Source organism: Altererythrobacter sp. MTPC7 (assembly GCF_042851395.1).
Lineage (GTDB): Bacteria > Pseudomonadota > Alphaproteobacteria > Sphingomonadales > Sphingomonadaceae > CAJXSN01.
In genome coordinates this window covers 225,629-248,826 of sequence record NZ_BTGS01000002.1, presented here as the reverse complement: position 1 = coordinate 248,826, position 23,198 = coordinate 225,629, and the positions used below count along the sequence as shown (strand labels likewise).

34 protein-coding genes and 1 pseudogene are annotated in these 23,198 nt (G+C 63.0%); 2 read left to right on the top strand and 33 right to left on the bottom strand.

The window, feature by feature from the left end; genetic code table 11:
• Positions 1-5: 5 nt before the first annotated feature.
• Both ACGHJ7_RS03060 and ACGHJ7_RS03055 read left to right on the top strand, forming a co-directional pair.
• Positions 6-698, top strand: a complete 693-nt coding sequence (locus tag ACGHJ7_RS03060; RefSeq protein ID WP_390474509.1) for a PepSY domain-containing protein — start codon at positions 6-8, stop codon at positions 696-698.
• Positions 695-1,378 (top strand): trimeric intracellular cation channel family protein, encoded by a 684-nt coding sequence (locus ACGHJ7_RS03055; protein ID WP_390474508.1) that lies wholly within the window; start codon positions 695-697, stop codon positions 1,376-1,378. The genes ACGHJ7_RS03060 and ACGHJ7_RS03055 overlap by 4 nt, the downstream gene beginning before the upstream one ends.
• A gap of 24 nt (positions 1,379-1,402) precedes the next feature.
• Here ACGHJ7_RS03055 and ACGHJ7_RS03050 read toward each other — a convergent pair whose 3' ends face one another.
• The 33 genes and pseudogenes from ACGHJ7_RS03050 to rpsJ form a co-directional block, all read right to left on the bottom strand.
• Positions 1,403-2,188 carry a hypothetical protein gene (locus ACGHJ7_RS03050; RefSeq protein ID WP_390474507.1) on the bottom strand — a complete coding sequence of 262 codons (786 nt, stop codon included), beginning with the start codon at positions 2,186-2,188 and terminating at the stop codon, positions 1,403-1,405.
• Positions 2,189-2,335: 147 nt separating this feature from the next.
• Positions 2,336-2,923, bottom strand: coding sequence for a hypothetical protein (locus ACGHJ7_RS03045; protein WP_390474506.1), 588 nt, complete (start codon positions 2,921-2,923; stop codon positions 2,336-2,338).
• 157 nt (positions 2,924-3,080) lie between these two features.
• Entirely contained in the window at positions 3,081-5,261 is a 2,181-nt protein-coding gene (locus ACGHJ7_RS03040) for a prolyl oligopeptidase family protein (RefSeq protein ID WP_390474505.1), read from the bottom strand.
• 64 nt (positions 5,262-5,325) lie between these two features.
• Positions 5,326-6,693, bottom strand: coding sequence for a serine hydrolase domain-containing protein (locus tag ACGHJ7_RS03035; protein WP_390474504.1), 1,368 nt, complete (start codon positions 6,691-6,693; stop codon positions 5,326-5,328).
• A 91-nt stretch (positions 6,694-6,784) separates the two neighbouring features.
• Positions 6,785-7,207, bottom strand: a complete 423-nt coding sequence (rplQ, locus tag ACGHJ7_RS03030; protein WP_390474503.1) for a 50S ribosomal protein L17 — start codon at positions 7,205-7,207, stop codon at positions 6,785-6,787.
• Between the two features lie 90 nt (positions 7,208-7,297).
• Positions 7,298-8,353, bottom strand: coding sequence for a DNA-directed RNA polymerase subunit alpha (locus tag ACGHJ7_RS03025; RefSeq protein WP_390474502.1), 1,056 nt, complete (start codon positions 8,351-8,353; stop codon positions 7,298-7,300).
• Between the two features lie 122 nt (positions 8,354-8,475).
• Positions 8,476-8,865, bottom strand: coding sequence for a 30S ribosomal protein S11 (rpsK, locus tag ACGHJ7_RS03020; protein WP_390474501.1), 390 nt, complete (start codon positions 8,863-8,865; stop codon positions 8,476-8,478).
• 51 nt (positions 8,866-8,916) lie between these two features.
• The gene (rpsM, locus tag ACGHJ7_RS03015; protein ID WP_390474500.1) at positions 8,917-9,285 is read right to left on the bottom strand and encodes a 30S ribosomal protein S13; all 369 of its coding nucleotides are present in this window, start codon (positions 9,283-9,285) and stop codon (positions 8,917-8,919) included.
• A 335-nt stretch (positions 9,286-9,620) separates the two neighbouring features.
• Positions 9,621-10,370, bottom strand: coding sequence for an SRPBCC family protein (locus tag ACGHJ7_RS03010; protein WP_390474499.1), 750 nt, complete (start codon positions 10,368-10,370; stop codon positions 9,621-9,623).
• 60 nt (positions 10,371-10,430) lie between these two features.
• The gene (locus ACGHJ7_RS03005) at positions 10,431-11,075 is read right to left on the bottom strand and encodes an adenylate kinase (protein ID WP_390474498.1); all 645 of its coding nucleotides are present in this window, start codon (positions 11,073-11,075) and stop codon (positions 10,431-10,433) included.
• Between the two features lie 50 nt (positions 11,076-11,125).
• Complete coding sequence (secY, locus tag ACGHJ7_RS03000; RefSeq protein ID WP_390474497.1) at positions 11,126-12,490, bottom strand: preprotein translocase subunit SecY; 1,365 nt, start codon at positions 12,488-12,490, stop codon at positions 11,126-11,128.
• A gap of 107 nt (positions 12,491-12,597) precedes the next feature.
• Complete coding sequence (gene rplO / locus ACGHJ7_RS02995; RefSeq protein WP_390474538.1) at positions 12,598-13,134, bottom strand: 50S ribosomal protein L15; 537 nt, start codon at positions 13,132-13,134, stop codon at positions 12,598-12,600.
• Between the two features lie 28 nt (positions 13,135-13,162).
• A complete protein-coding gene (locus ACGHJ7_RS02990; RefSeq protein WP_390474496.1) occupies positions 13,163-13,450 on the bottom strand; it encodes a hypothetical protein in 288 nt (95 codons plus the stop codon).
• Positions 13,447-13,623 (bottom strand): 50S ribosomal protein L30, encoded by a 177-nt coding sequence (rpmD, locus tag ACGHJ7_RS02985; RefSeq protein ID WP_147091437.1) that lies wholly within the window; start codon positions 13,621-13,623, stop codon positions 13,447-13,449. The genes ACGHJ7_RS02990 and rpmD overlap by 4 nt, the downstream gene beginning before the upstream one ends.
• A gap of 6 nt (positions 13,624-13,629) precedes the next feature.
• Complete coding sequence (gene rpsE / locus ACGHJ7_RS02980) at positions 13,630-14,469, bottom strand: 30S ribosomal protein S5 (protein ID WP_390474537.1); 840 nt, start codon at positions 14,467-14,469, stop codon at positions 13,630-13,632.
• Positions 14,469-14,813, bottom strand: coding sequence for a 50S ribosomal protein L18 (gene rplR, locus ACGHJ7_RS02975; protein ID WP_390474495.1), 345 nt, complete (start codon positions 14,811-14,813; stop codon positions 14,469-14,471). The genes rpsE and rplR overlap by 1 nt, the downstream gene beginning before the upstream one ends.
• A gap of 1 nt (position 14,814) precedes the next feature.
• Positions 14,815-15,348: a 50S ribosomal protein L6 gene (gene rplF, locus ACGHJ7_RS02970; protein ID WP_390474494.1), complete on the bottom strand. Its 534-nt coding sequence runs from the start codon at positions 15,346-15,348 to the stop codon at positions 14,815-14,817.
• Complete coding sequence (gene rpsH, locus ACGHJ7_RS02965) at positions 15,348-15,743, bottom strand: 30S ribosomal protein S8 (RefSeq protein ID WP_390474493.1); 396 nt, start codon at positions 15,741-15,743, stop codon at positions 15,348-15,350. Before rpsH ends, rplF begins: the two co-directional genes overlap by 1 nt.
• An 11-nt stretch (positions 15,744-15,754) precedes the next feature.
• Entirely contained in the window at positions 15,755-16,060 is a 306-nt protein-coding gene (rpsN, locus tag ACGHJ7_RS02960; RefSeq protein WP_390474492.1) for a 30S ribosomal protein S14, read from the bottom strand.
• 42 nt (positions 16,061-16,102) lie between these two features.
• Positions 16,103-16,681, bottom strand: a complete 579-nt coding sequence (rplE, locus tag ACGHJ7_RS02955) for a 50S ribosomal protein L5 (protein ID WP_390474491.1) — start codon at positions 16,679-16,681, stop codon at positions 16,103-16,105.
• The gene (gene rplX, locus ACGHJ7_RS02950; RefSeq protein WP_390474490.1) at positions 16,674-16,994 is read right to left on the bottom strand and encodes a 50S ribosomal protein L24; all 321 of its coding nucleotides are present in this window, start codon (positions 16,992-16,994) and stop codon (positions 16,674-16,676) included. The genes rplE and rplX overlap by 8 nt, the downstream gene beginning before the upstream one ends.
• Entirely contained in the window at positions 16,994-17,362 is a 369-nt protein-coding gene (gene rplN / locus ACGHJ7_RS02945; protein ID WP_390474489.1) for a 50S ribosomal protein L14, read from the bottom strand. Before rplN ends, rplX begins: the two co-directional genes overlap by 1 nt.
• 150 nt (positions 17,363-17,512) lie before the next feature.
• A pseudogene (gene rpsQ, locus ACGHJ7_RS02940) lies at positions 17,513-17,794 on the bottom strand (30S ribosomal protein S17); the annotation flags it as partial.
• A 10-nt stretch (positions 17,795-17,804) separates the two neighbouring features.
• Positions 17,805-18,017, bottom strand: a complete 213-nt coding sequence (rpmC, locus tag ACGHJ7_RS02935; protein WP_390474488.1) for a 50S ribosomal protein L29 — start codon at positions 18,015-18,017, stop codon at positions 17,805-17,807.
• Positions 18,017-18,451, bottom strand: coding sequence for a 50S ribosomal protein L16 (rplP, locus tag ACGHJ7_RS02930; RefSeq protein ID WP_390474487.1), 435 nt, complete (start codon positions 18,449-18,451; stop codon positions 18,017-18,019). Before rplP ends, rpmC begins: the two co-directional genes overlap by 1 nt.
• Before the next feature lie 22 nt (positions 18,452-18,473).
• The gene (gene rpsC / locus ACGHJ7_RS02925) at positions 18,474-19,169 is read right to left on the bottom strand and encodes a 30S ribosomal protein S3 (RefSeq protein ID WP_390474486.1); all 696 of its coding nucleotides are present in this window, start codon (positions 19,167-19,169) and stop codon (positions 18,474-18,476) included.
• Position 19,170: 1 nt separating this feature from the next.
• Positions 19,171-19,548 carry a 50S ribosomal protein L22 gene (rplV, locus tag ACGHJ7_RS02920; RefSeq protein WP_160780057.1) on the bottom strand — a complete coding sequence of 126 codons (378 nt, stop codon included), beginning with the start codon at positions 19,546-19,548 and terminating at the stop codon, positions 19,171-19,173.
• Positions 19,548-19,823 carry a 30S ribosomal protein S19 gene (gene rpsS / locus ACGHJ7_RS02915; protein WP_390474485.1) on the bottom strand — a complete coding sequence of 92 codons (276 nt, stop codon included), beginning with the start codon at positions 19,821-19,823 and terminating at the stop codon, positions 19,548-19,550. The genes rplV and rpsS overlap by 1 nt, the downstream gene beginning before the upstream one ends.
• 5 nt (positions 19,824-19,828) lie before the next feature.
• On the bottom strand, positions 19,829-20,665 hold the full coding sequence (rplB, locus tag ACGHJ7_RS02910; protein WP_390474484.1) for a 50S ribosomal protein L2: 837 nt from the start codon (positions 20,663-20,665) through the stop codon (positions 19,829-19,831).
• 14 nt (positions 20,666-20,679) lie between these two features.
• Complete coding sequence (locus ACGHJ7_RS02905; protein ID WP_390474483.1) at positions 20,680-20,988, bottom strand: 50S ribosomal protein L23; 309 nt, start codon at positions 20,986-20,988, stop codon at positions 20,680-20,682.
• Positions 20,981-21,604 (bottom strand): 50S ribosomal protein L4, encoded by a 624-nt coding sequence (rplD, locus tag ACGHJ7_RS02900; RefSeq protein ID WP_390474482.1) that lies wholly within the window; start codon positions 21,602-21,604, stop codon positions 20,981-20,983. Before rplD ends, ACGHJ7_RS02905 begins: the two co-directional genes overlap by 8 nt.
• 2 nt (positions 21,605-21,606) lie before the next feature.
• Positions 21,607-22,488, bottom strand: a complete 882-nt coding sequence (gene rplC / locus ACGHJ7_RS02895) for a 50S ribosomal protein L3 (protein WP_390474536.1) — start codon at positions 22,486-22,488, stop codon at positions 21,607-21,609.
• A gap of 270 nt (positions 22,489-22,758) precedes the next feature.
• Complete coding sequence (gene rpsJ / locus ACGHJ7_RS02890; protein WP_061924928.1) at positions 22,759-23,070, bottom strand: 30S ribosomal protein S10; 312 nt, start codon at positions 23,068-23,070, stop codon at positions 22,759-22,761.
• Positions 23,071-23,198 lie beyond the last annotated feature (128 nt).

Sequence of the window (23,198 nt, the reverse complement as noted above, 5' to 3'; positions counted from 1 at the left end):
AGTTCATGGCAAAGCGCCTCTGGATGCAGCGTTTCGCGCGGTGGCATGTCTGGCTCGGCTGGCTGATCGGCGTGCCCGTCGTGATGTGGACTGCGACCGGGCTGCTGATGGTTTCGCGCCCGATCGAGGAAGTGCGCGGCGAGCATCTTCGCAAGCCCATGGCCGCCCAGCCCATTCCGCCCGGCACACAGCTGCTTGCCCTGCCGCCCGCAGACAACGTGACCGAGATCACCCAGCGGATGCGCGGCGGGAGACTGGAATATATCGCCACGCTCAGCGACGGTCGCAAGATCGCCTACAACCTGTCCGACAACCGCCCGGCCGGCGCACGAACGCCAGAGGAAGCAGCCGCGATCGTCCGGCGGAATATCGTGGGCGGAGAGGCGGTGGAGGTCGTCAACGCGTTTACCGCAGACGCGCCGCCTTTCGATTTTCGCCGCCCCGTCGATGGTTACCAGGTGGTGCTGGCAAGCGGCACGAGGGTCTATGTCGAGAAGGCGACCGGCGACATCGCCGCCGTGCGCACCGGCTGGTGGCGGGTGTTCGACTTTGCCTGGGGCCTGCACATCATGGACCTGGAAACGCGTGAGGATAGCTCGCATCCAGTGCTGATCCTGTTCGCGCTGCTGGCGCTGGTGGGTACGATGCTGGGCTGCGTCTTGATGTTCCGGCGCCGCAGGGCGAAGACCGGACCATGATTCCCGATCCCACCATCATCCTGACGCCGCTGCTCGACTGGCTCGATATTGCCGGGGTGGCCGTATTCGCCCTGTCCGGTGCGCTGATTGCCGCGAAGGAACGGCAGACCTTCGTCACGCTGACCTTCTTCGCGCTGGTGACCGGTGTCGGCGGCGGCACGGTGCGCGACCTCCTGATCGACGCGCCCGTGTTCTGGATCAACGACGCATGGGTCGCCGCCACCTGCATGATCGTGGCGCTTCTGGTGTGGTACACGCCGACGCAGTGGTGGGATGGGAAGCTGCTCGATTATTCCGACGGCATCGGCCTGACCGCCTATGCCGTGCTGGGAAGCGCGAAGGCTCTGACCTACGGCATTCCGCCCGTTCCGGCGATGATGATGGGCGTCGTGACAGGATGCGTCGGCGGGGTGATCCGCGACGTGATCGCCGGACGCCCGTCCATCCTGATGCGGCCCGAGCTTTACGTGACCGCAGCGGCGCTCTCGGCAACGCTATGCGTGGTCGGAGAAATGCTGGGTGGTCCGCGAGCGCTTGTCTGGCCGCTGGCAACGGTCGCCGGGCTGATCCTTCGCAGCGCCGCGATCCGTTTCAACCTTGCGCTGCCCGCATACAACGAACGGCTGGTGGCGACGGATGCCGAAGGGGATGCCCCTCCCCCGTCGGAGGAACAGGGCTAGCCGGGCGGGGCCGAACGCCGGCGCTCAGCCGCCGTAATTGCCCTCGTCCGCATACTGGTACTCGTCCGCTACCGGGCCGCCCGGATAGGCTGGCTGCGGACCTTGCTGTACGCCGGCAGGCAGGGCATCGTCCGCCGGGCCGGAAAGGTCCGGCTCGGCATAGCCGGCAGAGGTCCGGGCGCGCGCATAGACTGCATCGTCCCATTGCCCGTCTGCAGCGGCGCCGGTGCGCAATGCACTGTCGTATCCGGCCCCTGTGAAGCCGCCGCGCGTGCCGTAGTCGATCCCGTCGATGCGTCCGTCATTGCCGATCCGGCAGCTGAACCCATCGCCATTGTAGAGCGTGCCGGTCACGTTCCAGCCGGACCCGTTCCGGTCCACACCGTCGATCTCGCCGATGCGGACATCGCGCTCGATCTCAAGCACGCACTGGTCGACCGCGCGGTCGAGGCCGCTGGACGTGTCGTAGGACGGGCCGGAGGTGCGATAGCGGCGGTCGGGATACCGGTCCCGGTCGCGGTTCTTGCTGGCTGCGCTGGCGACCGCAGCTATCGTGCCCAGGATGGCGACGCCTGCGATGATGTCGCCGGCGCTCGTCCGGTTCCGGTAACCGCGATAGCCCCTGTATCCGTTATAGCCGCGATATCCACGATACCGGTGACGCTGGGCATTCTCGGCGTCGGCATCATAGGCCGCTGCCGGCGCCACGGCGCTGCGCTGCGTCGACACGGGAAGCTCTGCCGCGGCGACGGGCGTGGCGGCCATGGACAGGGTCGCCCCTGCGGCGATGAATGCGGAACGGACGGTCATAATGGTTTGCCCCCTTGGCAAATCGCGTGGATGGCGTGCACGGCATGCCGCCAGTCATGATCGAAAAGCTAGGCGGTCCAGCCTGTCTTCCGGCTGAACCGCCTGGCGCGGGATTTGCGGGCCGTAATCATCCGGCCTCGCTACCGATCATAGCGGACCGGAAAGGCCGCTGTAATCGATGTCGACCACACGGCCGCGCTGGATGTCGCAGGTGAACCGGCCGTGGTCCTTGTCGCCGTACCCGCTGCGACCGTAGCCGTAGCGATTGCGGTCATAGCGCGAATTGTAGCGATAGTTCCGGTCGCGGTAGCCATAGCGGCCACGATAGCTGTCTTCCTCGACCGCGATGCGGCCCTTCACGCGCCAGCCATAGCGCGTATCGTCGACATCCCGGATATCGGTCACGCGAACGCCCCTGTATCCATAGCGCCGCGCTTCCTGCGTGGCGGCAGCGACACAGCGCTCCACGGCAGCCCGCGGATTACCGCGGCTGCGATAGTAATTGTCACGGTAGCCGCGATCATAACGATAATCGCCGCGGTAACGGTCACGATCCTTGCCGATCGACGATGCGACAGCGGCAATCCCACCGAGGATCACGGCCCCTGCAATCACTTCGCCTGCAGAAATCCCGTCATTGTCGTAACGGTCGCGGGCGGATGCCGGGGCTGCAGACGTTACCGCCATCGCGCCAGCGGCAACGGTACCGAGCAGGGCTTTGGAAACGGTGTTCATGTCTTGCTCCTCGTAATCAGGCGAAGGCGGAATGCCCTCGACTGATTACGGGTCTAGCAATAGCCCGGTGAGGCGAGCCTGAAGCGGGCCGACAGGAGCCGTTCATACAAAGCGTTACTTTTGTGAACAACCTTGCGACACCGCATTACCTTGATCGTCAGTCGGCGAACTCCAGTCCGGTGAACCAGCCGAGGAAGCCGAGCACGTCGGCCGCTTCCTCGATGGCCTTGTCGGTCGGCTTGCCGCTGCCGTGTCCGGCGCGGGTCTCGATCCGGATCAGCTGCGGCCTGTCGCCCAGCTCCGCCGCCTGCAGGGCAGCCGTGTATTTGAAGCTGTGCCCCGGAACCACCCGGTCGTCCGTGTCTGCCGTGGTCACCAGCACCGCGGGATAGTCCGTGCCATCCTGCACATTGTGATATGGCGAGTAGGTCATCTGCTTCAGGAAATCGGCTTCCTTGGTCGGATAGCCATAATCGTCGACCCAATAGCGCCCGGCGGTGAATCGGTCGAAGCGGACCATGTCCATCACGCCCACGGCAGGGCTGGCCGCGGCGAACAGGTCGGGCCGCTGGTTGGTGACGGCACCCACCAGCAGGCCGCCATTGGAGCCGCCATTGATGGCCAGACCGTTCTCGGGCGTGATGCCCTGTTCGATCAGGTACTCGCCCGCGGCGATGAAGTCGTCGAACACGTTCTGCTTGTTCTGCAGGCGCCCGCCATCGTGCCACGCCTTGCCGTATTCCCCGCCGCCGCGGATATTGGCGACGACATAGGCGCCCCCCGCCTCGACCCAGGCCAGGCGCGACGGGCTGAAGCCAGGGGTCAGCGAGATGTTGAAACCGCCATAGCCGTACAGCAGCGTCGGCACGGCCTGGCCGCTTTCGGCCACCTCTTTCGAGCGGACGATGAACATCGGCACCCGCGTGCCGTCCTTGCTTTCGTAGAATTGCTGCTCGACCACGAAGGCATCGGGATCGAACGCGACCTCGGGCTGCGCCCACGGGGTGCTTGCCCCCGTTTCCATGTCGTAGCGATAGATCGCAGCCGGCTGGTTGTAGCTGGTGAAGTAATAGAACGTCTCGTCGGCGTCGGTATCGCCGCCGAAACCGCCGGCCGATCCGATGCCGGGCAGCGCCACCTCGCGCAGCGGGTTGCCGTCGAGGTCGAAGATGTCGATCTGGCTCTTCGCATCGCGGAGATAGCTGGCGACCAGCTTTCCGCCGACCAGCGACACGCCGCCCAGCGTCTCTTCCGCTTCGGGGAGGACGGTGGTCCATTCCGGCGTCGCCGCCGCGATATCTGTCTTCACGACCTTTTCCAGCGGCGCCCCGTCATTGGTGGTGAAGAAGAAGGTGCTGCCGGTATTGCCGACATAGGAATAGGAATGCTCGAACCCCGGCACGATGGTGCGCGGCTCGGCATCGGCATCCTGGCGGTCGATCAGCGTCACTTCGTAGCGATCGTCGGTCCCGCTGGAGCTGGTGACAACGACATAGCGCCCGTCATCGCTGACCTGCGCGATGTGATTGAGTTCCGGCTGGTCGGGCGTTTCGTAGACCAGCTCGTCCTGCGCCTGTGCGGTGCCGAGGCGATGGAAATAGACCTTGTGATCAGTGTTGAGCGCCTGGAACGTCTCGCCCTCCCCCGTCGCCGGGAAACGGCTGTAGTAATATCCGCTGCCGTCCTTCGCCCAGTCGAGTGCGGAGAACTTCACCCATTCCACCGGATCGCCGATCGTGACGCCCTCAGCCACGTCCAATACGTGCACGGTCCGCCAGTCGCTGCCGCCGTCCTGAATGGCGTAGAGCAGCTTCGTGCCATCCGGGCTCGGCTCCCATCCGCCCAGCGCGGTCGCATCGTCTTCCGACCATTCGTTGGGATCGATCAGGACGCGCGCCTCGCCGTCCAGCCCTTCGCGGACATACAGCACGCTCTGGTTCTGCAAGCCGTCATTGCGGGTGTAGAAATAGCGCCCGCCCTTTTCCTGCGGCAGGCCGAAGCGTTCGTAGTCGGTCAGCTCGGTAATGCGCGTCTTCAGCGCCTCGCGGCCGGGGATTTGCGCCAGGAAAGCGTCTGTCGCCTCGTTCTGCGCTTCGACCCATGCAGCGACTTCCTCGTCCTCGCGCACGTCGTTTTCCAGCCAGCGATAGGGATCGGCGACATCCACCCCGAACTGCGTATGGACCACGTCGCCGCGGCGGGTTTCGGGATATTCGGGCACGGTCATGCTGGGCTTGGCTTCCTCGGTCTGGGTGTGGTCGTGCGCGCCGAGGGCCGTCATCGGCACGGTCAGCGCGAGCAGGCTGGCAGAGCCTGCGAGAATGGTCTTGCGGATCATGGAAGGGGCAACCTCTCGTTACATGTTCTGTGTGATATTGGATGTAGCCATCGCGCGGCCGCGTTCAATCCTCCAGCGCGGCCAGCACGTCGCGGGTGAAGGCGGCAATGTCGAACCCGCCCTGCCCGGCCGGATCCTCGCCCCGCCGCACGATGACGACATCGCGGCTGGGCACGACGACGACGAACTGTCCGCGATTGCCCATGGCGGCGTAGGTATCGGGCGGAACGCCCTCGCTTGCATTCAGCAGCCACCAGCCCGCGCCATAGCCGAACGGGCGCCCCTCCGGCTGCGGGCCGGCGGGGGAGGAGACGTAGTCAGTCCAGCCTTCGGGGAGGATGCGCTCTCCCGATGGCAGAACGCCACCGTCCAAGTGCAGTTGTCCGAGCCGCGCCAGATCGCGCGCGGTGGACCAGACCTGGCTCGACAGGATGTAATTGCCCTCCCAGTCCGTTTCGGCGACGGTGTCGCGCATGTTCAACTGACGGAACAAAGACGACGGTGAATTTCCCTCGGCCGAAAGATCGATCGCCTGCACGGCCGCAAGGATATCGTTATTGGCGTAACGAAATACGGTGCCCGGTACATTGATTAGCGGAGTTGTCTGCGCCACCTCCGTAACTGTGGCGCCGCCCCAATAGAGTGCGTCGGTTCGGTTACCCGGCGTGTCAGAATACCTCCCCGACGCCATCCTCAAGGTTTGGTCGATCGTAATGGCGCGACGGGGGTCATCTTCGTTGTCGCCCAGCCCCGCAGAGGCCGCTACATCAGCTTCCCCGCGATAGACCGCGACACCTACCAGCGTCGCCGCAATGCTCTTGGCCACCGACCAGGTGCGCTGCGGGGTCAGCGGCGTAAAACCGTTAGCATAAGCTTCGGCTACAATCTGGTTCCCTTGTTGCACAACGATTGCGGTTGTTCGCGACCCTTCGCCGAAACCAGTTCCGAATCCGCGATCGAATACCGACTTCATCCCGTCAGTTTGCGGCGTGATGACCCTTACTATCGGTGGCGGTGCGGGAATTCGCTCTCTAGCTTCAGGCACCTTATCGTAGCCGATGGGAGCCAAAGCGCACCCCGAACCCCAGCGATTGTGTGCCAATCTTGGAGGCATGTCGTCGGCCCATTCAACCAGGACATGCTGAACGCGAGTGCTTTGAGGAAAGCCTACGATCTCGGCAGGCAAATCTGCAATGATCTCATCGAAAGGCGATTGTATGCCTGCTAATTCGTATTCCGCTACACTTCGAGGTCCACGAAAAATGCCATTGTCACGCGCATGCCCGATCGCGCTGCACAGCATGAGCGCCTTGTACCCTGCCGCCAGCGCCCGATCGTAACGGGCATCCAGCCTCTCCTGTGCATCTTGTGCAGTAGCGGGAGAAGCGGCGAGGAGCAGCGCGGCAGCGCTGGCAATGGTCGTGCGGATCATGGGTGCAGACCCTAGCTGCGCCCGGAAAAAAGGAAAGGGCCGCCGGATTGTATCCGGCGGCCCTTCCCCGTTTTCGTATCGAAGGCGCGGCTTACGCGTCTTCGTATTCGTCGTCCTCGGTCATGACCGGGCCGCTGTCCTGGCCCTTCGCGTCTTCGTCGCGGTCGACCAGTTCGATCACTGCCATCTGCGAGGCGTCGCTGGCGCGGTAGCCGGCCTTGATGATGCGCGTGTAACCGCCGTCACGGTCGGAATAACGCTCTGCCAGGACGTCGAACAGCTTCTTCAGCTGCGTCTCGTCGAGCAGCTTGCTCTGTGCAAGACGGCGGTTCGACAGGCCGCCACGCTTTGCCAGCGTGATCAGCTTCTCGACATAGGGACGCAGCTCCTTCGCCTTGGGCAGCGTGGTGACGATCTGTTCGTGCTTGATCAGCGCGGCAGCCATGTTGCGGAACAGGGCCTTGCGGTGGCCCGACTTGCGCGAAAGCTTGCGCTGGGAAATCTTGTGACGCATTTCATTCTACTCCGTTCGTAAGGGGCCCGTATGAGGTAGCCCGGTACGGGCCGGAATTTCGGGTCCGGCCCATTCCCGTAAGCGAGGGTGTCAGCCCAGCAGTTCCTGCTCGAGCTTCTTGGCCATTTCCTCGATGTTCTCAGGCGGCCATCCGGGGATGTCCATGCCGAGGCGCAGACCCATGCTGGACAGCACTTCCTTGATCTCGTTGAGCGACTTGCGGCCGAAATTCGGCGTGCGCAGCATCTCGGCTTCGGTCTTCTGGACCAGGTCGCCGATATAGATGATGTTGTCGTTCTTCAGACAGTTGGCGCTGCGGACCGACAGTTCCAGTTCGTCGACCTTCTTGAGGAGGTAGCGGTTGAGCTGGTTGGCGTCCGATTCCTGCGGCTCTGCCGCGACGCCGATCATGGCGCTGGACGGCTGCGGGATGCCTTCCTCGAAGTGGACGAACAGCGTCAGCTGGTCCTGCAGGATGCGCGCGGCATAGGCCACGGCATCTTCCGGGGCGACCGTACCGTCGGTCTCGACGTTCAGGCTCAGCTTGTCGAAGTCCAGTTCCTGGCCGACGCGGGCCTTCTCGACCTTGTAGCTGACCTGGCGGACCGGCGAATACAGGCTGTCGACCGGGATCAGGCCGATCGGCGCGTCGGCCGGGCGGTTCTGCACCGCAGGCACGTAGCCGCTGCCGACATCCGCCGTCAGTTCCATGTTGAGGTTCGCACCTTCGTCGAGGTGGCAGATTACGAGATCCTTGTTCATGATCTCGATATCGCCCGACACGGCGATGTCGCCGGCGGTGACTTCACCCGGGCCGGTTGCGGAAAGCTGCAGGCGCTTGGGACCTTCGCCTTCCATCTTGAGGGCGATCTGCTTCACGTTCAGGACGATGTCGGTGACGTCTTCGCGCACGCCGGCAAGGCTGCTGAATTCGTGGAGGACGTTCTCGATCTTGATCGAGGTGATGGCTGCGCCCTGGAGGGAGGAGAGCAGGACGCGGCGCAGCGCATTGCCCAGCGTCAGGCCGAAACCGCGCTCGAGCGGTTCGGCGATGAAGGTGGCCTTGCGCTTCTTGTCGCCGCCTTCCTTGATTTCGAGCTGGTTGGGTTTCTTCAGTTCCTGCCAGTTCTTGGTATTGACGGACATGGATTTCCCCTATTTCGCCATTGGGCGTTCGGATGCGGGTCAGACCGGAGCGCTGCGGGAGGCGCGTCCGGTCCGTCAGGTGTTGGCGGCGGCCCCGCGAAGGGCCGCCGGACAAGTGCGGATCAGACGCGGCGCCGCTTGGATGGCCGCACGCCGTTGTGCGGGATCGGCGTGACGTCGCGAATGGAAGTAATGGTGAAACCGACAGCTGCAAGACCGCGCAGCGCGCTCTCGCGGCCCGAGCCCGGGCCCTTTACTTCGACTTCCAGCGTGCGGACGCCGTGTTCGGCGGCCTTCTTGCCGGCATCGTCCGCGGCAACCTGGGCGGCGTAGGGCGTCGACTTGCGGCTGCCCTTGAAGCCCATCATGCCGGCGCTGGACCAGCTGATCGCATTGCCCTGCGCGTCGGTGATGGTGATCATGGTGTTGTTGAAACTGGCGTTGATGTGCGCAACGCCGCTGGAAATGTTTTTCCGCTCGCGTTTCCTGATGCGGCCTGGTTCGCGTGCCATTGTGTGTCGTTCCTCGTATTCGGGTAGCTGGTAAGAAGGGCGCGGTCGCGCTTACTTCTTCTTGCCTGCGATCGGCTTCGCCTTGCCCTTGCGGGTGCGGGCGTTGGTGTGGGTGCGCTGGCCGCGAACGGGCAGGCCGTTACGGTGGCGCAGGCCGCGATAGGACCGCAGGTCCATCAGGCGCTTGATGTTCATCGCCGTGTTGCGGCGAAGGTCACCCTCGACCTGATAGTCGGCGTCGATCGTTTCACGGATCTGCAGGATTTCCGCGTCGGTCAGGTCCTGAACGCGGACCTTGTGATCGATACCCAGCTTGTCGGCGATTTCCACGGCGGTCGTGCGACCGATTCCGTGGATGTAGGTCAGCGCGATGATCACGCGCTTGTTGGTGGGGATGTTTACCCCGGCAATACGAGCCACTTAATTCTCCATGCTCCACAAGGACTTGGCAGATGCCTGAACGCCCTTATCTCATCGCTACAATTTCATCCGGCAGAAATGGTGGATTCCCGAAATGGAAAAAGCCCGGATTGGCACGCGACGAATCGACGACCGACCGGACAACCCAACATTTTTGTCGAATGACGAGGGCGCTTAAGGCGATTCCGACGTAACGTCAACAGCCAGCGCACCCTGACAACGCGAGCACCGATATGGGTGCCGCGCGCAAGGTTTCAAGTTCGTGACATTCTTTAACCGCCCTGCCCGGCCCTGTCAAAACAGCCCGCCGCGAAACGTCCGCGATCGGGCCGAGATCAGTCCTCCAGTTCCGCCGCCAGCGCATCGAGCGCTTCGGCGACATCTTCTGCGCTGGTGGCGCGTGCGGGCGGGTCCTGCGCGGTGGCGGGCTCGTCGGCACTGCCTTCCTCGTCATCCGCCGCGGCCTCGTCCTCGGATGCCGTATCTTCGTCATCCGACGCCGCTTCTTCGGTATCGCCCCCTGCCCCTACCGGTCCGCCGAACTGGGATGCCAGTCCGGCGAGCTGCTGGTTCATGACACCGTCGACAGCTTTCGCGATGACCGGGACTTCGTAACGCATGTGGCCGCCGACGACATATTCCCACAGGATGCGAGTGGTGCCGTCCACCGGCTTCAGCGTGATCGTCAGGACGCCATCGGCAGGCTCCCCCTGCAAGGGCCCGAGCCCGCCCCGCATGCGAAGGACCTTGCGCGGGAAGGACTGGACCACGCTCATGTGGCGCACGCTGCCATCCAGTCCGATGGCACCGTCTTCCTCGCTGGCAGGAATACGCTCGCAGAAGCAGCCTCCGGCCTGCGGCTCCAACGTCATGTTCGAAGCATCGCCCGACCAGGTATGGGCATCGTTCCACCAGCCCCCGGGAGAGATCAGCGCCAGCCAGATCGCCTGCGTATCGGCCTCGACCACGACGCCGGCGCGCGTGGTGAAGCCGCTGTCCGATGCCTCGACGACCTCGGCCTGGGCCGGCGCGGCAAGCGCGGCGACGGCCAGTGAAATTGCCGCCGTAAAGTATCTGAATGTCATCGGTCCCATGACCTCCCTCTTACCACCGGTTATCGCAAGCCGGCGGGACAAGGAAGGGCCTTAGGTAAGCAGCGCGTCGATCGCGTGGCTGACGTCCTCGATGGAAGCCATGCCGTCGACGCGTGCGACAAGGTCCTGCGCCTCGTAATGCGGCAGGATCGGCTGCGTCTTTGCGCGGTATTCCTGCATCCGCGTGCGAACCGTTTCCTCGTTATCGTCCGGGCGGCGCTTGAACTCGGTCGATCCGCACTGGTCGCACACACCGTCCGTTTTCGGCGGATTTGCCATGTCGTGGTAGAGCGTTCCGCATTCGGCGCAGGAGAACCGGCCCGTAATGCGTTCCACCAGCGCATCCTCGTCCACACCGAGTTCGATCACCCGCGTGAGGCATCGGCCATGCTTGGCGAGCAGACCGTCAAGCTGCTCCGCCTGCGCCTGCGTCCGCGGATAGCCGTCGAAGATCACGCCGGTTTCCGGCGCAAGCGCAGTCAGTTCCGCGTCGATCAATTCCGATACGATGTCGTCCGACACCAGCTCGCCGCGATCCATGACGGCCTTCGCCTTCTGACCCACAGGGGTCTGGGCCTTTACCGCCGCGCGCAGCATGTCGCCGGTCGACAGCTGGCGCATGCCGTGATGCTCCACCATGCGATGCGCCTGCGTGCCCTTGCCAGCACCCGGAGGACCGAGAAGAATGATATTCACGCCTGAGAATCCCCCATCGAAACTGAATGATTTGCCAGCAACGGCATCGCTCAGCGCTTGCGACCCTTGAGCTTCGCCTTCTTGATCAGGTCACCATACTGGTGCGCCAGCAGATGCGACTGGACCTGGCTGATCGTATCCACAGTCACGTTGACCACGATGAGCAGGCTCGTCCCGCCTAGGAACAGCGGAATGCCCGTCTGCGCGATCATGTATTCGGGAATGACACAGACCAGCGTCAGGTAGATCGCACCGACCACGGTGATACGCGTCAGGACGTAGTCGAGGTAGTCGGCGGTACGCTTGCCGGGGCGGATGCCCGGAATGAAACCGCCATTCTTCTTCAGGTTCTCGGCCGTTTCCTCAGGGTTGAAGACAACGGCGGTGTAGAAGAACGCGAAGAAGATGATGCCGATGGCATACAGCGTCATGTAGATCGGCTGACCGTGCTGAAGGTACTGGTTCAGTGTCACGATGAACCCGCCCGCAGTGCTGCCGGTATCGACGGAATTGCCGGCGAACTGGCTGATGGTCAGCGGCAGCAGAAGCAGCGAACTGGCGAAGATCGGCGGGATGACGCCTGCCGTGTTCAGTTTCAGCGGCAGGTGCGAACGGTCTGCCTGCATCATGCCGCGCTGCGTTGCCCGCTTGGGATTCTGGATCAACAGGCGGCGCTGCGCGCGTTCCACGAAACAGATGAACAGGATCAGCGCGACCACCATGATGATGAAGCCGACGATGATGAAGGCACTGATCGAACCCGTACGGCCGCCTTCGAACATGTTGGCGGCAAAGGTCGGGAACTGCGCGACGATGCCGGCCATGATGATCAGCGAGACGCCGTTACCAATCCCGCGCGCGGTGATCTGCTCACCCAGCCACAGCAGGAACATAGTCCCGCCAACGAGGCTGATGACGGCGCCGATCCGGAAGGTGAGACCAGGCTCGACCACCGCCTGCATGCCGCTCGCAGCACCGAAGGTTTCGAGGCCGGTCGCCAGGAAATACCCCTGAATCGCGGTCAGGAACACGGTGCCGTAGCGCGTGTACTGGTTGATCTTCTGGCGCCCGGTGGCGCCTTCCTTCTTCATCGCGGCGAGCGTGGGATGCAGGGCCGCGGCCATCTGCACCACGATCGAGGCGGTGATATAAGGCATCACGCCGAGCGCGATGAGACTCATGCGCTCCAGGCTGCCGCCCGAGAAGGTGTTGAACAGGTCGAGGACCCCGCCCCGCGTCTGATCGTACAGCGTGCTCAGGATCTGCGGATTGACACCCGGCAGCGGCACGAAGCTGAGGAAGCGGAACACGATCAGGGCGCCGAGCGTAAACCAGATGCGCTGGCGAAGCTCGGTGGCCTTGGAGAAATTGGCGAGACTCATATTGCTCGCGATATTGTCGGCGCGTGATGCCATCGGAACGTCTTGTATCCTGAACTATCGCCGGTCCCTCCCGGCCTTGCGGGACAGGACATAGGGAGCGGCGGGCCCGATGTCGAACCCGCCGCCCTCGATTTCGTCGATTATTTGGCTTTCTTGGACTTGTCCGCAGCCGTGCCGGTCTTCGTCTCGGCCTTGCTCGGCTTGGCCGACGGGGTCTTAACCTCGACGACCTCGACGCTGCCGCCGGCCTTTTCGACCGCAGCGGTTGCGCCTTTGGACGCACCGGCGACGACCAGCTTGACCTTGGACGTGATCTCGCCCTTGCCCAAAAGGCGCACGCCGTCCTTGCCGCCACGGGCTAGGCCGGCAGCCTTCAGTGCCGCGTGATCGATATCCTTCTTGGCGTCGAGCTTCTTCGCGTCGATGAACTTCTGGATCATGCCCAGGTTCACTTCGGCGAAATCCTTGCCGAACGGGTTGTTGAACCCGCGCTTCGGCAGGCGCATGTGAAGCGGCATCTGGCCGCCTTCGAAGCCCTTGATCGCAACGCCCGAACGGCTCTTCTGGCCCTTCTGGCCGCGAGCCGCGGTCTTGCCCTTGCCAGAGCCGATACCGCGACCAACGCGGATACGGTTCTTGCGGGCACCGGCATTGTCACGGATGTCGTTGAGTTTCATAGTCATGTCTGCACTCGCTTTCGCTTTTCTACGCGCTGGATGTTGCCATCCGGAAAGTGGTCAGGCCGCGCCTTTCGGGTGGAACCTGCACATGGGGCAATTCGGCAATGTCTTCGGAAACGATGTTCGCACCGCAACCCTTGGGTATGCCGGAAAGTTCGGGCGCTTCCCTTAGCTGCTCGACTGCGGCAGCGAAAGCCCCTTGTTCATCGGGCGCCGCGACCCAGCGGGTCGCGTAAAAGCCCATGAGGGGCGCGCCCTGCTGCGTGTCGAGGGGAAAGTTTTCCCCCCGCAGCAGGACGCGCCATGTCTTCAATCGACGACCGCAACCATGTGCGGGAGCTTCGCGATCGCGCCGCGAACCTCGGGGGTGTCTTCAAGTTCGACAACCCGGTGCATCTTTCCGAGGCCGAGACCGACGAGGATCTTCTTCTGGCTCTCGGGACGACGGATCGGCGAACCGATCTGCTTGATCTTGATTTTCGCCATTGTGTCTTACTCCACCACGGCTTCGGCGTCGGCTTTTGCCTCGGCTTCGCTCGCACCGCCGCGACCCAGCAGGTCGGCAACCTTCTTGCCCCGGCGCTGCGCCACCGATTTCGGCGACGTCTGGTCGGACAGCGCATCGAACGTTGCGCGGATCATGTTGTAGGGATTGGACGTACCGACCGACTTGGTCACGACGTCTGCCACGCCAAGGCTCTCGAACACGGCACGCATCGGACCACCGGCGATGATGCCGGTACCCGGAGGTGCGGTGCGGATGGTCACCTTGCCGGCACCGAAACGGCCGTTGCCGTCGTGATGCAGCGTGCGGCCTTCCTTCAGCGAGACGCGGATCATCTTCTTGCGCGCTGCTGCGGTTGCCTTGGTGATGGCCTCCGGAACTTCGCGGGCCTTGCCCTTGCCGAAGCCGACGCGGCCCTGGCCGTCACCGACCACCACGAGAGCGGCGAAACCGAAGCGCTTACCGCCCTTCACCGTCTTCGAGACGCGGTTGATGTGGACCAGCTTTTCCGTGATGCCGTCATCCGGCTCGTCACGGCCGCCGCGGCGGTTGTCACGGCCACCCCGGCCACCACGTCCGCCGCCACGATTGTCACGGCCACCGCCGCGGTTGTCGCGGCCGCCACGGGCATTCGCCTGCGTACGGGCGTTGCCGTCGTCGCCCTGCGCCGGGCTCTGGTTGTCCGCAGCCTCGGAAGGCGTATCGGCGATCGCCGGCTCTTCCTTCTTTACTTCGGGACCGCTTTCGGCCGAAGCAGCCTGTTCGATTTCAACCGGCTTCGTGTCTTCGCCCTTGGTTTCGGGCGTCTTGTTGTCGTCTGCCATGATCAGAACTCCAGCCCGCCTTCACGGGCGGCATCGGCCAGCGCTTTCACGCGGCCATGGAACAGGAACCCGCCGCGATCGAACACGACAGTGGTGACGCCGGCCTTCTTGGCCGCGGCAGCGATATCCTTGCCGACCGTCTTTGCGGCATCGATATTCGCACCCGAGCCCTTGCCACCGAGGGTGGAAGCAGCTGCGACCGTCTTGCCTTCGGCGTCGTCGATGATCTGGGCGTAAATGTGCTGGCCGGTGCGGTGCACCGACAGGCGCGGCTTATTGCCCGAACGCTTGCGGAGCGCGGTCCGGACGCGGCGGCGACGCCGTTCGAAAAGAGAAAGCTTTGCCATCTTACTTCTTCTTCCCTTCCTTGCGGAAGATGTATTCGCCCTGGTACTTGATACCCTTGCCCTTGTACGGCTCGGGCTTGCGCCACTGGCGGATGTTCGCGGCGAATTCGCCCACGGCCTGCTTGTCGATGCCGGAGACGATCACGGTCGTCTGGTCCGGCGTCTTGACCTCGAGGCCTTCCGGCACGGTCAGGTCGACGTCGTGGCTGTAGCCGAGCTGCAGCTTCAGCGTCTTGCCCTGTGCCTGCGCACGGTAGCCGACCCCGCTGATTTCCAGCGTCTTTGTGAACCCTTCGGTCACGCCTTCGACGAGATTGGAGACCAGCGTACGCTGCATGCCCCAGAAGGAACGTGCCTGCTTCGTGTCATTGGCGGGATTGACCTGGATTTCCGAGTCTTCGATCTTGTAATCGATGAGGTCGGACATGCCCATGGACAGCGTGCCCTTGGGACCCTTCACGGTCAGCGTGTCGGATTCGATCTTGGCCTCGACCCCGCTGGGGATCGTGACGGCCTTCTTGCCGATGCGGCTCATCAGAACACCTCCGCCAGGACTTCGCCGCCGACATTCTCGGCCTGCGCTTCGTTGTCCGAAAGCACGCCGCGAGGGGTCGAGACGATGGTGATGCCAAGGCCGTTGCGCACGGTCGGGAGGTCTTTCGAACCCGAATAGACGCGGCGGCCCGGCTTGGAGACGCGGGCGACATGCTTGATGGCAGGTTCGCCTTCGAAATACTTCAGCTCGATGCGAAGCGCAGGGTGCTTGCCGCTCTCGTCTTCGGAATAGCCACGGATGTAGCCTTCGCGCTGAAGGACTTCGAGAACGTTCGCACGCAGCTTCGACGCAGGCGACAGGACGGAGTCCTTCTTCGCCTGCTGGCCGTTGCGGATACGGGTGAGCATATCACCCAGGGGATCGGTCATAGCCATATTCTAGATCCTCACCAGCTCGACTTGGTCAGGCCCGGAATCAGGCCCTTGTTGCCGAGGTTACGCAGTTCGATACGGTTGATGCCGAACTTGCGATAATAGCCGCGCGGGCGGCCGGTGGTGGAACAGCGGTTCCGGATACGCGTGGGATTCGCGTTACGGGGAATTTCCGCCATCTTGAGACGCGCCATCAGACGCTCGCTTTCGTCGAGCGACTTGTCGTCGGCAATTGCCTTCAGCTTCTCGTACTTCGCAGCGTACTGCTTGACGAGCTTCTTGCGCTTCTCGTTCTTGTTGATGGAACTCAGTTTCGCCATTGGACTTAAGCTCTCTTCCTTACTTGCTGGTCAGGAGACGGCTCACGCCGCTTCCTTCTCTTCCGACTTTTCAGCCGGGAACGGGAAACCGAACAGCTTCAGAAGCTCGCGTGCTTCCTCGTCGGTCTTCGCCGTGGTGGTTACGATGATGTCCATGCCCCGGACGGTCTCGATCTTGTCGTACGAGATTTCGGGGAAGACGATCTGCTCCTTCATGCCCATGGCATAATTGCCACGGCCGTCGAAGGAGCGCGGGTTGAGGCCGCGGAAGTCACGGATACGGGGCATTGCCACCGTGACGAGGCGGTCGAGGAACTCGTACATGCGTTCACGGCGCAGGGTTACCTTCGCACCGATCGGCATGCCTTCGCGCAGCTTGAACTGTGCGATCGATTTCTTGGCCTTGGTGATGACCGGCTTCTGGCCGGCGATCAGAGCCATTTCCTCGGCAGCGACCTGGACCTTCTTCTTGTCCTGACTCGCCTCGCCCACACCCATGTTGAGCGTGATCTTTTCGAGCTTGGGCACTTCGAGACGGTTCTTGTAGCCGAACTTCTCGGTCATCGCCTTGACGATCTCGTCGTCGTAGCGCGACTTCATGCGGGGCGTGTAATCAGCCATCGATCGTTTCTCCCGACTTCACGGCAATGCGGACCTTCTTGCCGTCCTTCTCTTCGAAGCGGACGCGGGTCGGCTTGCCATCCTTGGGATCGGCCACGGCCACCTTGGCGAGGAACATCGGCGCCTCGACGCGGTCGATGCCACCCTGCGGATTGGCCTGGCTGGGCTTGCGGTGACGCGAGATCATGTTGACCCCTTCCACGACGACCTTGCCATCCTTCGGCAGGACCTTCGTGACGGTGCCGGTCTTGCCCTTGTCCTTGCCGGACAGGACGACGACGCTGTCACCCTTCTTGATGCGTGCGGATGCCATTACAGAACCTCCGGAGCGAGCGAGATGATCTTCATGAAGCCGCGGCCGCGCAGTTCCCGAACCACCGGGCCGAAGATACGGGTGCCGATCGGTTCCTCGCTCTTGTTGACGAGGACAGCGGCGTTGCTGTCGAAGCGGATCACGCTGCCATCGGGGCGGCGAACGTCCTTCTTCGTGCGCACGATGACGGCGCGGTGAACGTCGCCCTTCTTCACCTTCGCGCGCGGCTGGGCTTCCTTCACGGAAACCACGATCACGTCGCCGACGGAGGCAAACCGACGCTTCGACCCGCCCAGCACCTTGATGCACTGGACGCGCTTTGCGCCGCTATTGTCCGCGACTTCGAGATTGGATTGCATCTGGATCATTGATCCGGTTCCTTCTCATTGGCTTGCCGGGACGGCCCCGCTTGCGGCGGGCGCCCGGCAGTTCCACTCAAATCAGCTGTCGGCTTCCGCTTTCGCGTCAGCCGTATCTTCCTTGGGCGCGTCCGCAGGCTTTTCGGCCTTCATCGGCTTCGCCGCAGCGACGTCGAGGTCGGCTTCCACCGCCTGCGTACCGCCAGCGGTCACCCGGTCCTTGACGAGCCAGGACTTGGTCTTGGAGATCGGCTTGGTCTCCTCGATCCGGACCACGTCGCCCAGGCTGTATTCGTTGTTTTCGTCGTGCGCGTGATACTTCTTCGAACGGCGAATGATCTTCGCGTAAAGCGGGTGCTTCACCTTGCGTTCGACCAGCACGGTCACGGTCTTGTCGGTCTTGTCGGAGGTGACAGTCCCGATCAGGATACGTTTCGGCATTGTCTACTCCTCAAGCCTTCTCTGCGGAAGCGGCCTTGGCACGCTCGGTCTGCAGAGTCTTGATCTTGGCGATGGTGCGGCGAACTTCGCGAACCCGGGCCGGAGCCTCGAGCTGGTTGGTTGCCGACTGGAAGCGCAGGTTGAACGCTTCGCGCTTCAGTTCGACGAGCTCTTCCGAAAGCTGGTCGTCGCTCTTCTGACGCAGATCTTCGATCTTGCTCATTATTCGCCTCCGAGGTGCGAGGTGTCGCCGAGACGGGCAACGACCTTCGTCTTGACCGGCAGCTTCATGGCAGCGCGGCTGAAGGCTTCAGCAGCGATCTGCCCCGAAACGCCGTCCAGTTCGAACAGGATGCGGCCCGGCTTCACGCGCGCTGCCCAGTATTCGACCGAGCCCTTGCCCTTACCCTGACGGACTTCGGCAGGCTTCTTGGACACGGGCACATCGGGGAAGACGCGGATCCAGAGACGGCCCTGGCGCTTCATGTGACGGGTGATGGCACGACGCGCGGCTTCGATCTGGCGAGCGGTGATACGCTCCGGCTCGAGAGCCTTCAGACCGTAGGAGCCGAAATTAAGTGCGGTGCCACCCTTGGCGTCGCCCTTGATCCGGCCCTTGAAAGCCTTGCGGTACTTGGTTTTCTTCGGTTGCAGCATGGTTCTTTCCTATGTCCTGCAATCAGCGAGCCGGGCGCACGCCGGACGTCTGCGATTCCATCATCAGACGGTCCTGCGCGGTCGGGTCATGGCCGAGGATCTCGCCCTTGAAGACCCACACCTTGATCCCGATGATGCCGTAGGCGGTCAGAGCCTCGGTCTCAGCGTAATCGATGTTGGCGCGCAGCGTGTGCAGCGGCACGCGGCCTTCGCGGTACTGTTCGACGCGGGCGATTTCGGCACCGCCGAGGCGGCCGCCGCACACGATCTTGATGCCTTCGGCACCAAGGCGCATGGCCGACTGCATGGCGCGCTTCATCGCGCGGCGGAATGCGACGCGGCGGATCAGCTGGTCGGCAATGCCCTGGGCAACGAGCTTGGGATCGACTTCCGGCTTGCGGATCTCGACGATGTTCAGCTTCACTTCGCTGGCGGTCATCGTGGACAGCTTCTGCCGAAGCTTCTCGATGTCCGCGCCCTTCTTGCCGATGATGACACCGGGACGGGCAGCATAGATCGAAACGCGGCAAAGCTTTGCCGGACGCTCGATCACGACCTTGGAAATCGCAGCCTGCGGCAGCGACTTCACGATGTGCTTGCGGATGTCGATGTCTTCCTTGAGCAGCTGAGCATAGTCACGCCCTTCGGCGTACCAGCGGCTGTCCCAGGTGCGGTTGATCTGCAGGCGCAGACCGATCGGATTGCTCTTCTGGCCCATCTTACGCCTCTTCCTGCTCGCGCACCACGATCCGCAGCCGGCTGAACGGCTTCAGGATGCGGGTGCTCTTGCCACGACCGCGGGTATGGAACCGCTTCATGGTGATCGACTTGCCCACGCTAGCCTCGGCGACGACGAGAGCGTCGACGTCGAGATCGTGGTTGTTTTCCGCATTGGCCACGGCCGATGCCAGGACCTTGGTCGCATCGCGCGCCATGGCCTTCTTGGAGAACGCCAGGATGTTCAGCGCTTCCTCGACCTTCTTGCCGCGGATCAGTTCAGCGACGAGGTTCAGCTTCTGCGCGGAACCACGAATGGTGGTGCCGACTGCAAGAGCCTCGTTCTCGCCGACGCGGCGCGGGGATTTTGCCTTGCCCATTATCGCTTGCCCTTCTTGTCGGCGGCGTGGCCGGGGAACGTGCGCGTCGGCGCGAATTCACCAAGCTTGTGGCCGACCATCTCTTCCGAAACGGAGACGGGGATGAACTTGTGACCGTTGTAGACGTTGAACGTCAGCCCAACGAACTGCGGCAGAATTGTGCTGCGGCGCGACCAGGTCTTGATCGGTTTCGCATTGCTTTGATCCTGTGCGTCCTCAGCCTTTTTCAGAAGGCTAAGCTCGACGAACGGACCTTTCCAGACGGAACGAGCCATGTCCGTTACCTCTTCTTCTTGGCGTGACGCGAACGGATAATCATCTTGTCCGTCTGCTTGTTCTTGCGAGTGCGGGCACCCTTGGTCGGCTTGCCCCACGGGGTCACCGGATGGCGACCGCCGCTGGTCCGGCCTTCACCACCACCGTGCGGGTGATCGACCGGGTTCTTCGCGACACCGCGGGTCAGCGGGCGCTTGCCCTTCCAGCGGGTACGACCGGCCTTGCCGAAGTTTTGGTTCTGGTTGTCGGGGTTCGAGACCGCGCCAACCGTGCCCATGCAGTCCGCACGCAGGTAACGCTGCTCGCCCGAGTTCAAGCGAACGATGACCATGCCGCGGTCACGGCCGACCAGCTGGACATAGGCGCCGGCCGAACGGGCGATCTGACCGCCCTTGCCCGGCTTCATCTCCACATTGTGGCAGATCGTGCCGACCGGCATCTGGCCCAGCAGCATGGCGTTACCAGGCTTCGTATCGGTCTTCTCGCCGGCAACGACCTTGTCGCCTACATCGAGACGCTGCGGCGCGATGATGTACGCCTGCTCGCCGTCTTCATACTTCACGAGGGCGATGAAGGCCGTGCGGTTGGGATCGTATTCGATCCGTTCCACGGTGCCTTCCATGTCCCACTTGCGACGCTTGAAGTCGATGAAGCGGTACTTCTGCTTGTGACCGCCGCCGATGCCGCGCGAGGTCACGTGGCCCTTGTTGTTGCGGCCGCCCGTCTTGCGCTTGCCTTCCGTGAGCGACTTGACCGGCTTCCCCTTGTAGAGGCCCGTCTTGTCGACAAGGATCAGGCCGCGGCGCGCGGGGCTTGTCGGTTTGTAGTTCTTGAGTGCCATGGTTCTCGTGTCCCTCAGATACCGCTGGTGACGTCGATCGAGTCACCTTCGGCCAGCGTGACGATGGCCTTCTTCATGTCGGTGCGCTTGTAGGGCTTGCCCTTCCAGCGCTTCGTCTTGCCCTTCTGGACAAGCGTGTTCACATTCGTGACCTTCACGTCGAACAGGGCCTCGACCGCTTCCTTGATCTGCGGCTTGGTCGCGTCATTCGCCACCTTGAAGACGACGCCGTTGTGCTCGGAGAGCAGGGTCGACTTCTCGGTGATGTGAGGGGCAAGCACCACGTCGTAGTGACGGGCCTGGATTTCCTGCTTTTTAGCCATTGAAACGGGCCTCCAGCTTTTCGACCGCGTCCTTGGTGAGGACCAGCGTGTCGTGCTTCAGGATGTCGTAGACATTGGCGCCCATGGCCGGCAGCACGTTGATGCCCGGCAGGTTGCCTGCAGACTTCGAGAAACCGTCATTGACGCTGTCGCCGTCGATGAAGAGCACCTTGCCACTAAAGCCGGCCTTCTCGAAGTGACCGGCGAGGGCCTTCGTCTTGGCGTCCTTCAGCTCGAGCGTGTCGACGACGACGAGACCGTCCTTCGCCTTGCTCGAAAGGGCCATCTTCAGGCCGAGCGAACGGACCTTCTTGTTGAGCGACTGGTTGAAATCGCGCTTGCGTGCACCATGCGCCTTACCACCGCCGATGAAGATCGGGGCAGCACGGTCACCGTGACGAGCCCGGCCGCCGCCCTTCTGGGCGCCGAACTTCGCACCGGTACGGGCGACGTCGGAACGCTCACGCGTGGGACGTGCGGTACCGCGACGGTTTTCCAGCTGCCACGTCACGACGCGGTGCAGGATGTCTGCGCGCGGCTCGACACCAAAGACGTCATCGCTCAGTTCGATGTCGCCCGACGCCTTGCCGTCTAGTTTCTGGACCTTGACCTTCACGATCAGGACTCCTTGCTTTCACCGGCGTCCTTGTCGACGCTCGGCGTGGTGCTGTTGTCTTCGGCTGCGCCGGTTTCGGCATCGGCACCAGCATCCTGCTGTGCCATCAGCTTTTCCTGCGTTTCCGCATCGACGGCGGTGCCGACTTCCTGCTCGGCTTCGCTGGCGATCAGGCCAGGATCGACTTCTTCCGAAGCGAACTCTTCCTGGTTGCGATACATTACGCCGGGGAACGGCAGTTCGCCATGCTTGGCCTTGACCGCGTCGCGGACCATCATCCAGCTGTTCTTGGCGCCGGGGACGGAACCGCGCACGAACAGCAGGCCACGCTCGGCGTCCGTGCGGACGATTTCGAGGTTCTGCTGCGTGCGCTGACGGTCGCCCATGTGGCCGGCCATCTTCTTGCCCTTGAACACGCGGCCAGGATCCTGGCGGTTACCCGTCGAACCGTGCGAGCGGTGCGAGATGGAAACGCCGTGCGTCGCACGCAGACCACCGAAGCCCCAACGCTTCATGGCACCGGCAAAGCCCTTGCCCTGCGTGTGCCCGGTCACGTCGACCTTCTGGCCGGCGACGAAGTGATCCGCGCTGATGCGGGCACCGACGGGGAGAAGACCCTCGTCGCTGTCGAGGCGGAATTCCGCGACCTTCATCTTGAGGCCGACTTCGGCCTTGCCGAAGGCTTCACGCTGCGGCTTTGCAACGTTCTTCTGCTTGGCTTCGCCAGCGCCGACCTGAAGCGCGGAATATCCGTCGCGTTCGGCCGTGCGGTGAGCGGTCACCTGGCAGTTTTCCAGCGCCAGGACGGTGACGGGCACGTGCCGGCCATCCTCCTGGAACAGGCGGGTCATCCCGACTTTCTTAGCGATCACGCCAGTGCGCATCGTCATAACTCCTACACAGAGGCACAGCGGAACCATTTCCACAGTGCGTGCCAGCCCGAATTGTAACTATACGTCGCCCCGTCCGGGCTGATTGCTCTTCCGGAAGGTCCGGTCGAGCGAGACGGGGGACGCAGACCCGGGTGTATATCCTTGCGAACAGATCCCGGCGGTATCCCTATGTCTTGCCTGCACTGTACGTGCGGGCGGAGCCATAAGAGCTCCTGAAACCTCGGTCCGTTTTTGCGGTCACGACCGAATGACCGGAGACAATCAAGCGAGCTTGATTTCCACGTTCACGCCAGCGGCAAGATCGAGCTTCATCAGCGCGTCGACCGTCTGTGCGTTCGGCTGCACGATGTCGAGCAGCCGCTTGTAGGTGCGCACCTCGAACTGCTCGCGCGACTTCTTGTCGATGTGCGGGCCGCGGTTCACGGTGAACTTCTCGATACGCGTCGGCATGGGAATGGGGCCACGAATAAGCGCACCCGTGCGGCGTGCGGTTTCCGCAATTTCGCCAGTTGCCTGGTCGAGAACGCGATGATCAAACGCCTTGAGGCGAATACGAATATTCTGAGCTTCCATTACCTACACCGATGCGAAAGAGCCAAGCGGCCTGTTCCCAAACCGCCAAAAAAGAAAGGCCCGCCCCGCGTCTCTCCGGTTTCCCGAAGGCGGGCGGCCTTCCCAAAATCTCGTCATGACAGAGACGA

Coding starts and splice junctions, on each gene's coding strand:
- ACGHJ7_RS03060 (WP_390474509.1), top strand. CDS start 6: ATGGCAAAGCGCCTCTGGATGCAGCGTTTCGCGCGGTGGCATGTCTGG.
- ACGHJ7_RS03055 (WP_390474508.1), top strand. CDS start 695: ATGATTCCCGATCCCACCATCATCCTGACGCCGCTGCTCGACTGGCTC.
- ACGHJ7_RS03050 (WP_390474507.1), bottom strand. CDS start 2,188: ATGACCGTCCGTTCCGCATTCATCGCCGCAGGGGCGACCCTGTCCATG.
- ACGHJ7_RS03045 (WP_390474506.1), bottom strand. CDS start 2,923: ATGAACACCGTTTCCAAAGCCCTGCTCGGTACCGTTGCCGCTGGCGCG.
- ACGHJ7_RS03040 (WP_390474505.1), bottom strand. CDS start 5,261: ATGATCCGCAAGACCATTCTCGCAGGCTCTGCCAGCCTGCTCGCGCTG.
- ACGHJ7_RS03035 (WP_390474504.1), bottom strand. CDS start 6,693: ATGATCCGCACGACCATTGCCAGCGCTGCCGCGCTGCTCCTCGCCGCT.
- rplQ (WP_390474503.1), bottom strand. CDS start 7,207: ATGCGTCACAAGATTTCCCAGCGCAAGCTTTCGCGCAAGTCGGGCCAC.
- ACGHJ7_RS03025 (WP_390474502.1), bottom strand. CDS start 8,353: ATGTCCGTCAATACCAAGAACTGGCAGGAACTGAAGAAACCCAACCAG.
- rpsK (WP_390474501.1), bottom strand. CDS start 8,865: ATGGCACGCGAACCAGGCCGCATCAGGAAACGCGAGCGGAAAAACATT.
- ACGHJ7_RS03010 (WP_390474499.1), bottom strand. CDS start 10,370: ATGACATTCAGATACTTTACGGCGGCAATTTCACTGGCCGTCGCCGCG.
- secY (WP_390474497.1), bottom strand. CDS start 12,490: ATGGCATCACGCGCCGACAATATCGCGAGCAATATGAGTCTCGCCAAT.
- rplO (WP_390474538.1), bottom strand. CDS start 13,134: ATGAAACTCAACGACATCCGTGACAATGCCGGTGCCCGCAAGAACCGT.
- rpmD (WP_147091437.1), bottom strand. CDS start 13,623: ATGGCGAAAATCAAGATCAAGCAGATCGGTTCGCCGATCCGTCGTCCC.
- rplR (WP_390474495.1), bottom strand. CDS start 14,813: ATGGCAAAGCTTTCTCTTTTCGAACGGCGTCGCCGCCGCGTCCGGACC.
- rplF (WP_390474494.1), bottom strand. CDS start 15,348: ATGAGCCGCATCGGCAAGAAGGCCGTCACGATCCCCAGCGGGGTCGAG.
- rpsH (WP_390474493.1), bottom strand. CDS start 15,743: ATGGCTATGACCGATCCCCTGGGTGATATGCTCACCCGTATCCGCAAC.
- rpsN (WP_390474492.1), bottom strand. CDS start 16,060: ATGGCGAAACTGAGTTCCATCAACAAGAACGAGAAGCGCAAGAAGCTC.
- rplE (WP_390474491.1), bottom strand. CDS start 16,681: ATGGCTGATTACACGCCCCGCATGAAGTCGCGCTACGACGACGAGATC.
- rplX (WP_390474490.1), bottom strand. CDS start 16,994: ATGGCATCCGCACGCATCAAGAAGGGTGACAGCGTCGTCGTCCTGTCC.
- rplN (WP_390474489.1), bottom strand. CDS start 17,362: ATGATCCAGATGCAATCCAATCTCGAAGTCGCGGACAATAGCGGCGCA.
- rpmC (WP_390474488.1), bottom strand. CDS start 18,017: ATGAGCAAGATCGAAGATCTGCGTCAGAAGAGCGACGACCAGCTTTCG.
- rplP (WP_390474487.1), bottom strand. CDS start 18,451: ATGCTGCAACCGAAGAAAACCAAGTACCGCAAGGCTTTCAAGGGCCGG.
- rpsC (WP_390474486.1), bottom strand. CDS start 19,169: ATGGGCCAGAAGAGCAATCCGATCGGTCTGCGCCTGCAGATCAACCGC.
- rplV (WP_160780057.1), bottom strand. CDS start 19,548: ATGGGCAAGGCAAAATCCCCGCGCCGCGTCGGCGAGAACGAGGCTCTT.
- rpsS (WP_390474485.1), bottom strand. CDS start 19,823: ATGGCTCGTTCCGTCTGGAAAGGTCCGTTCGTCGAGCTTAGCCTTCTG.
- rplB (WP_390474484.1), bottom strand. CDS start 20,665: ATGGCACTCAAGAACTACAAACCGACAAGCCCCGCGCGCCGCGGCCTG.
- ACGHJ7_RS02905 (WP_390474483.1), bottom strand. CDS start 20,988: ATGGCTAAAAAGCAGGAAATCCAGGCCCGTCACTACGACGTGGTGCTT.
- rplC (WP_390474536.1), bottom strand. CDS start 22,488: ATGCGCACTGGCGTGATCGCTAAGAAAGTCGGGATGACCCGCCTGTTC.
- rpsJ (WP_061924928.1), bottom strand. CDS start 23,070: ATGGAAGCTCAGAATATTCGTATTCGCCTCAAGGCGTTTGATCATCGC.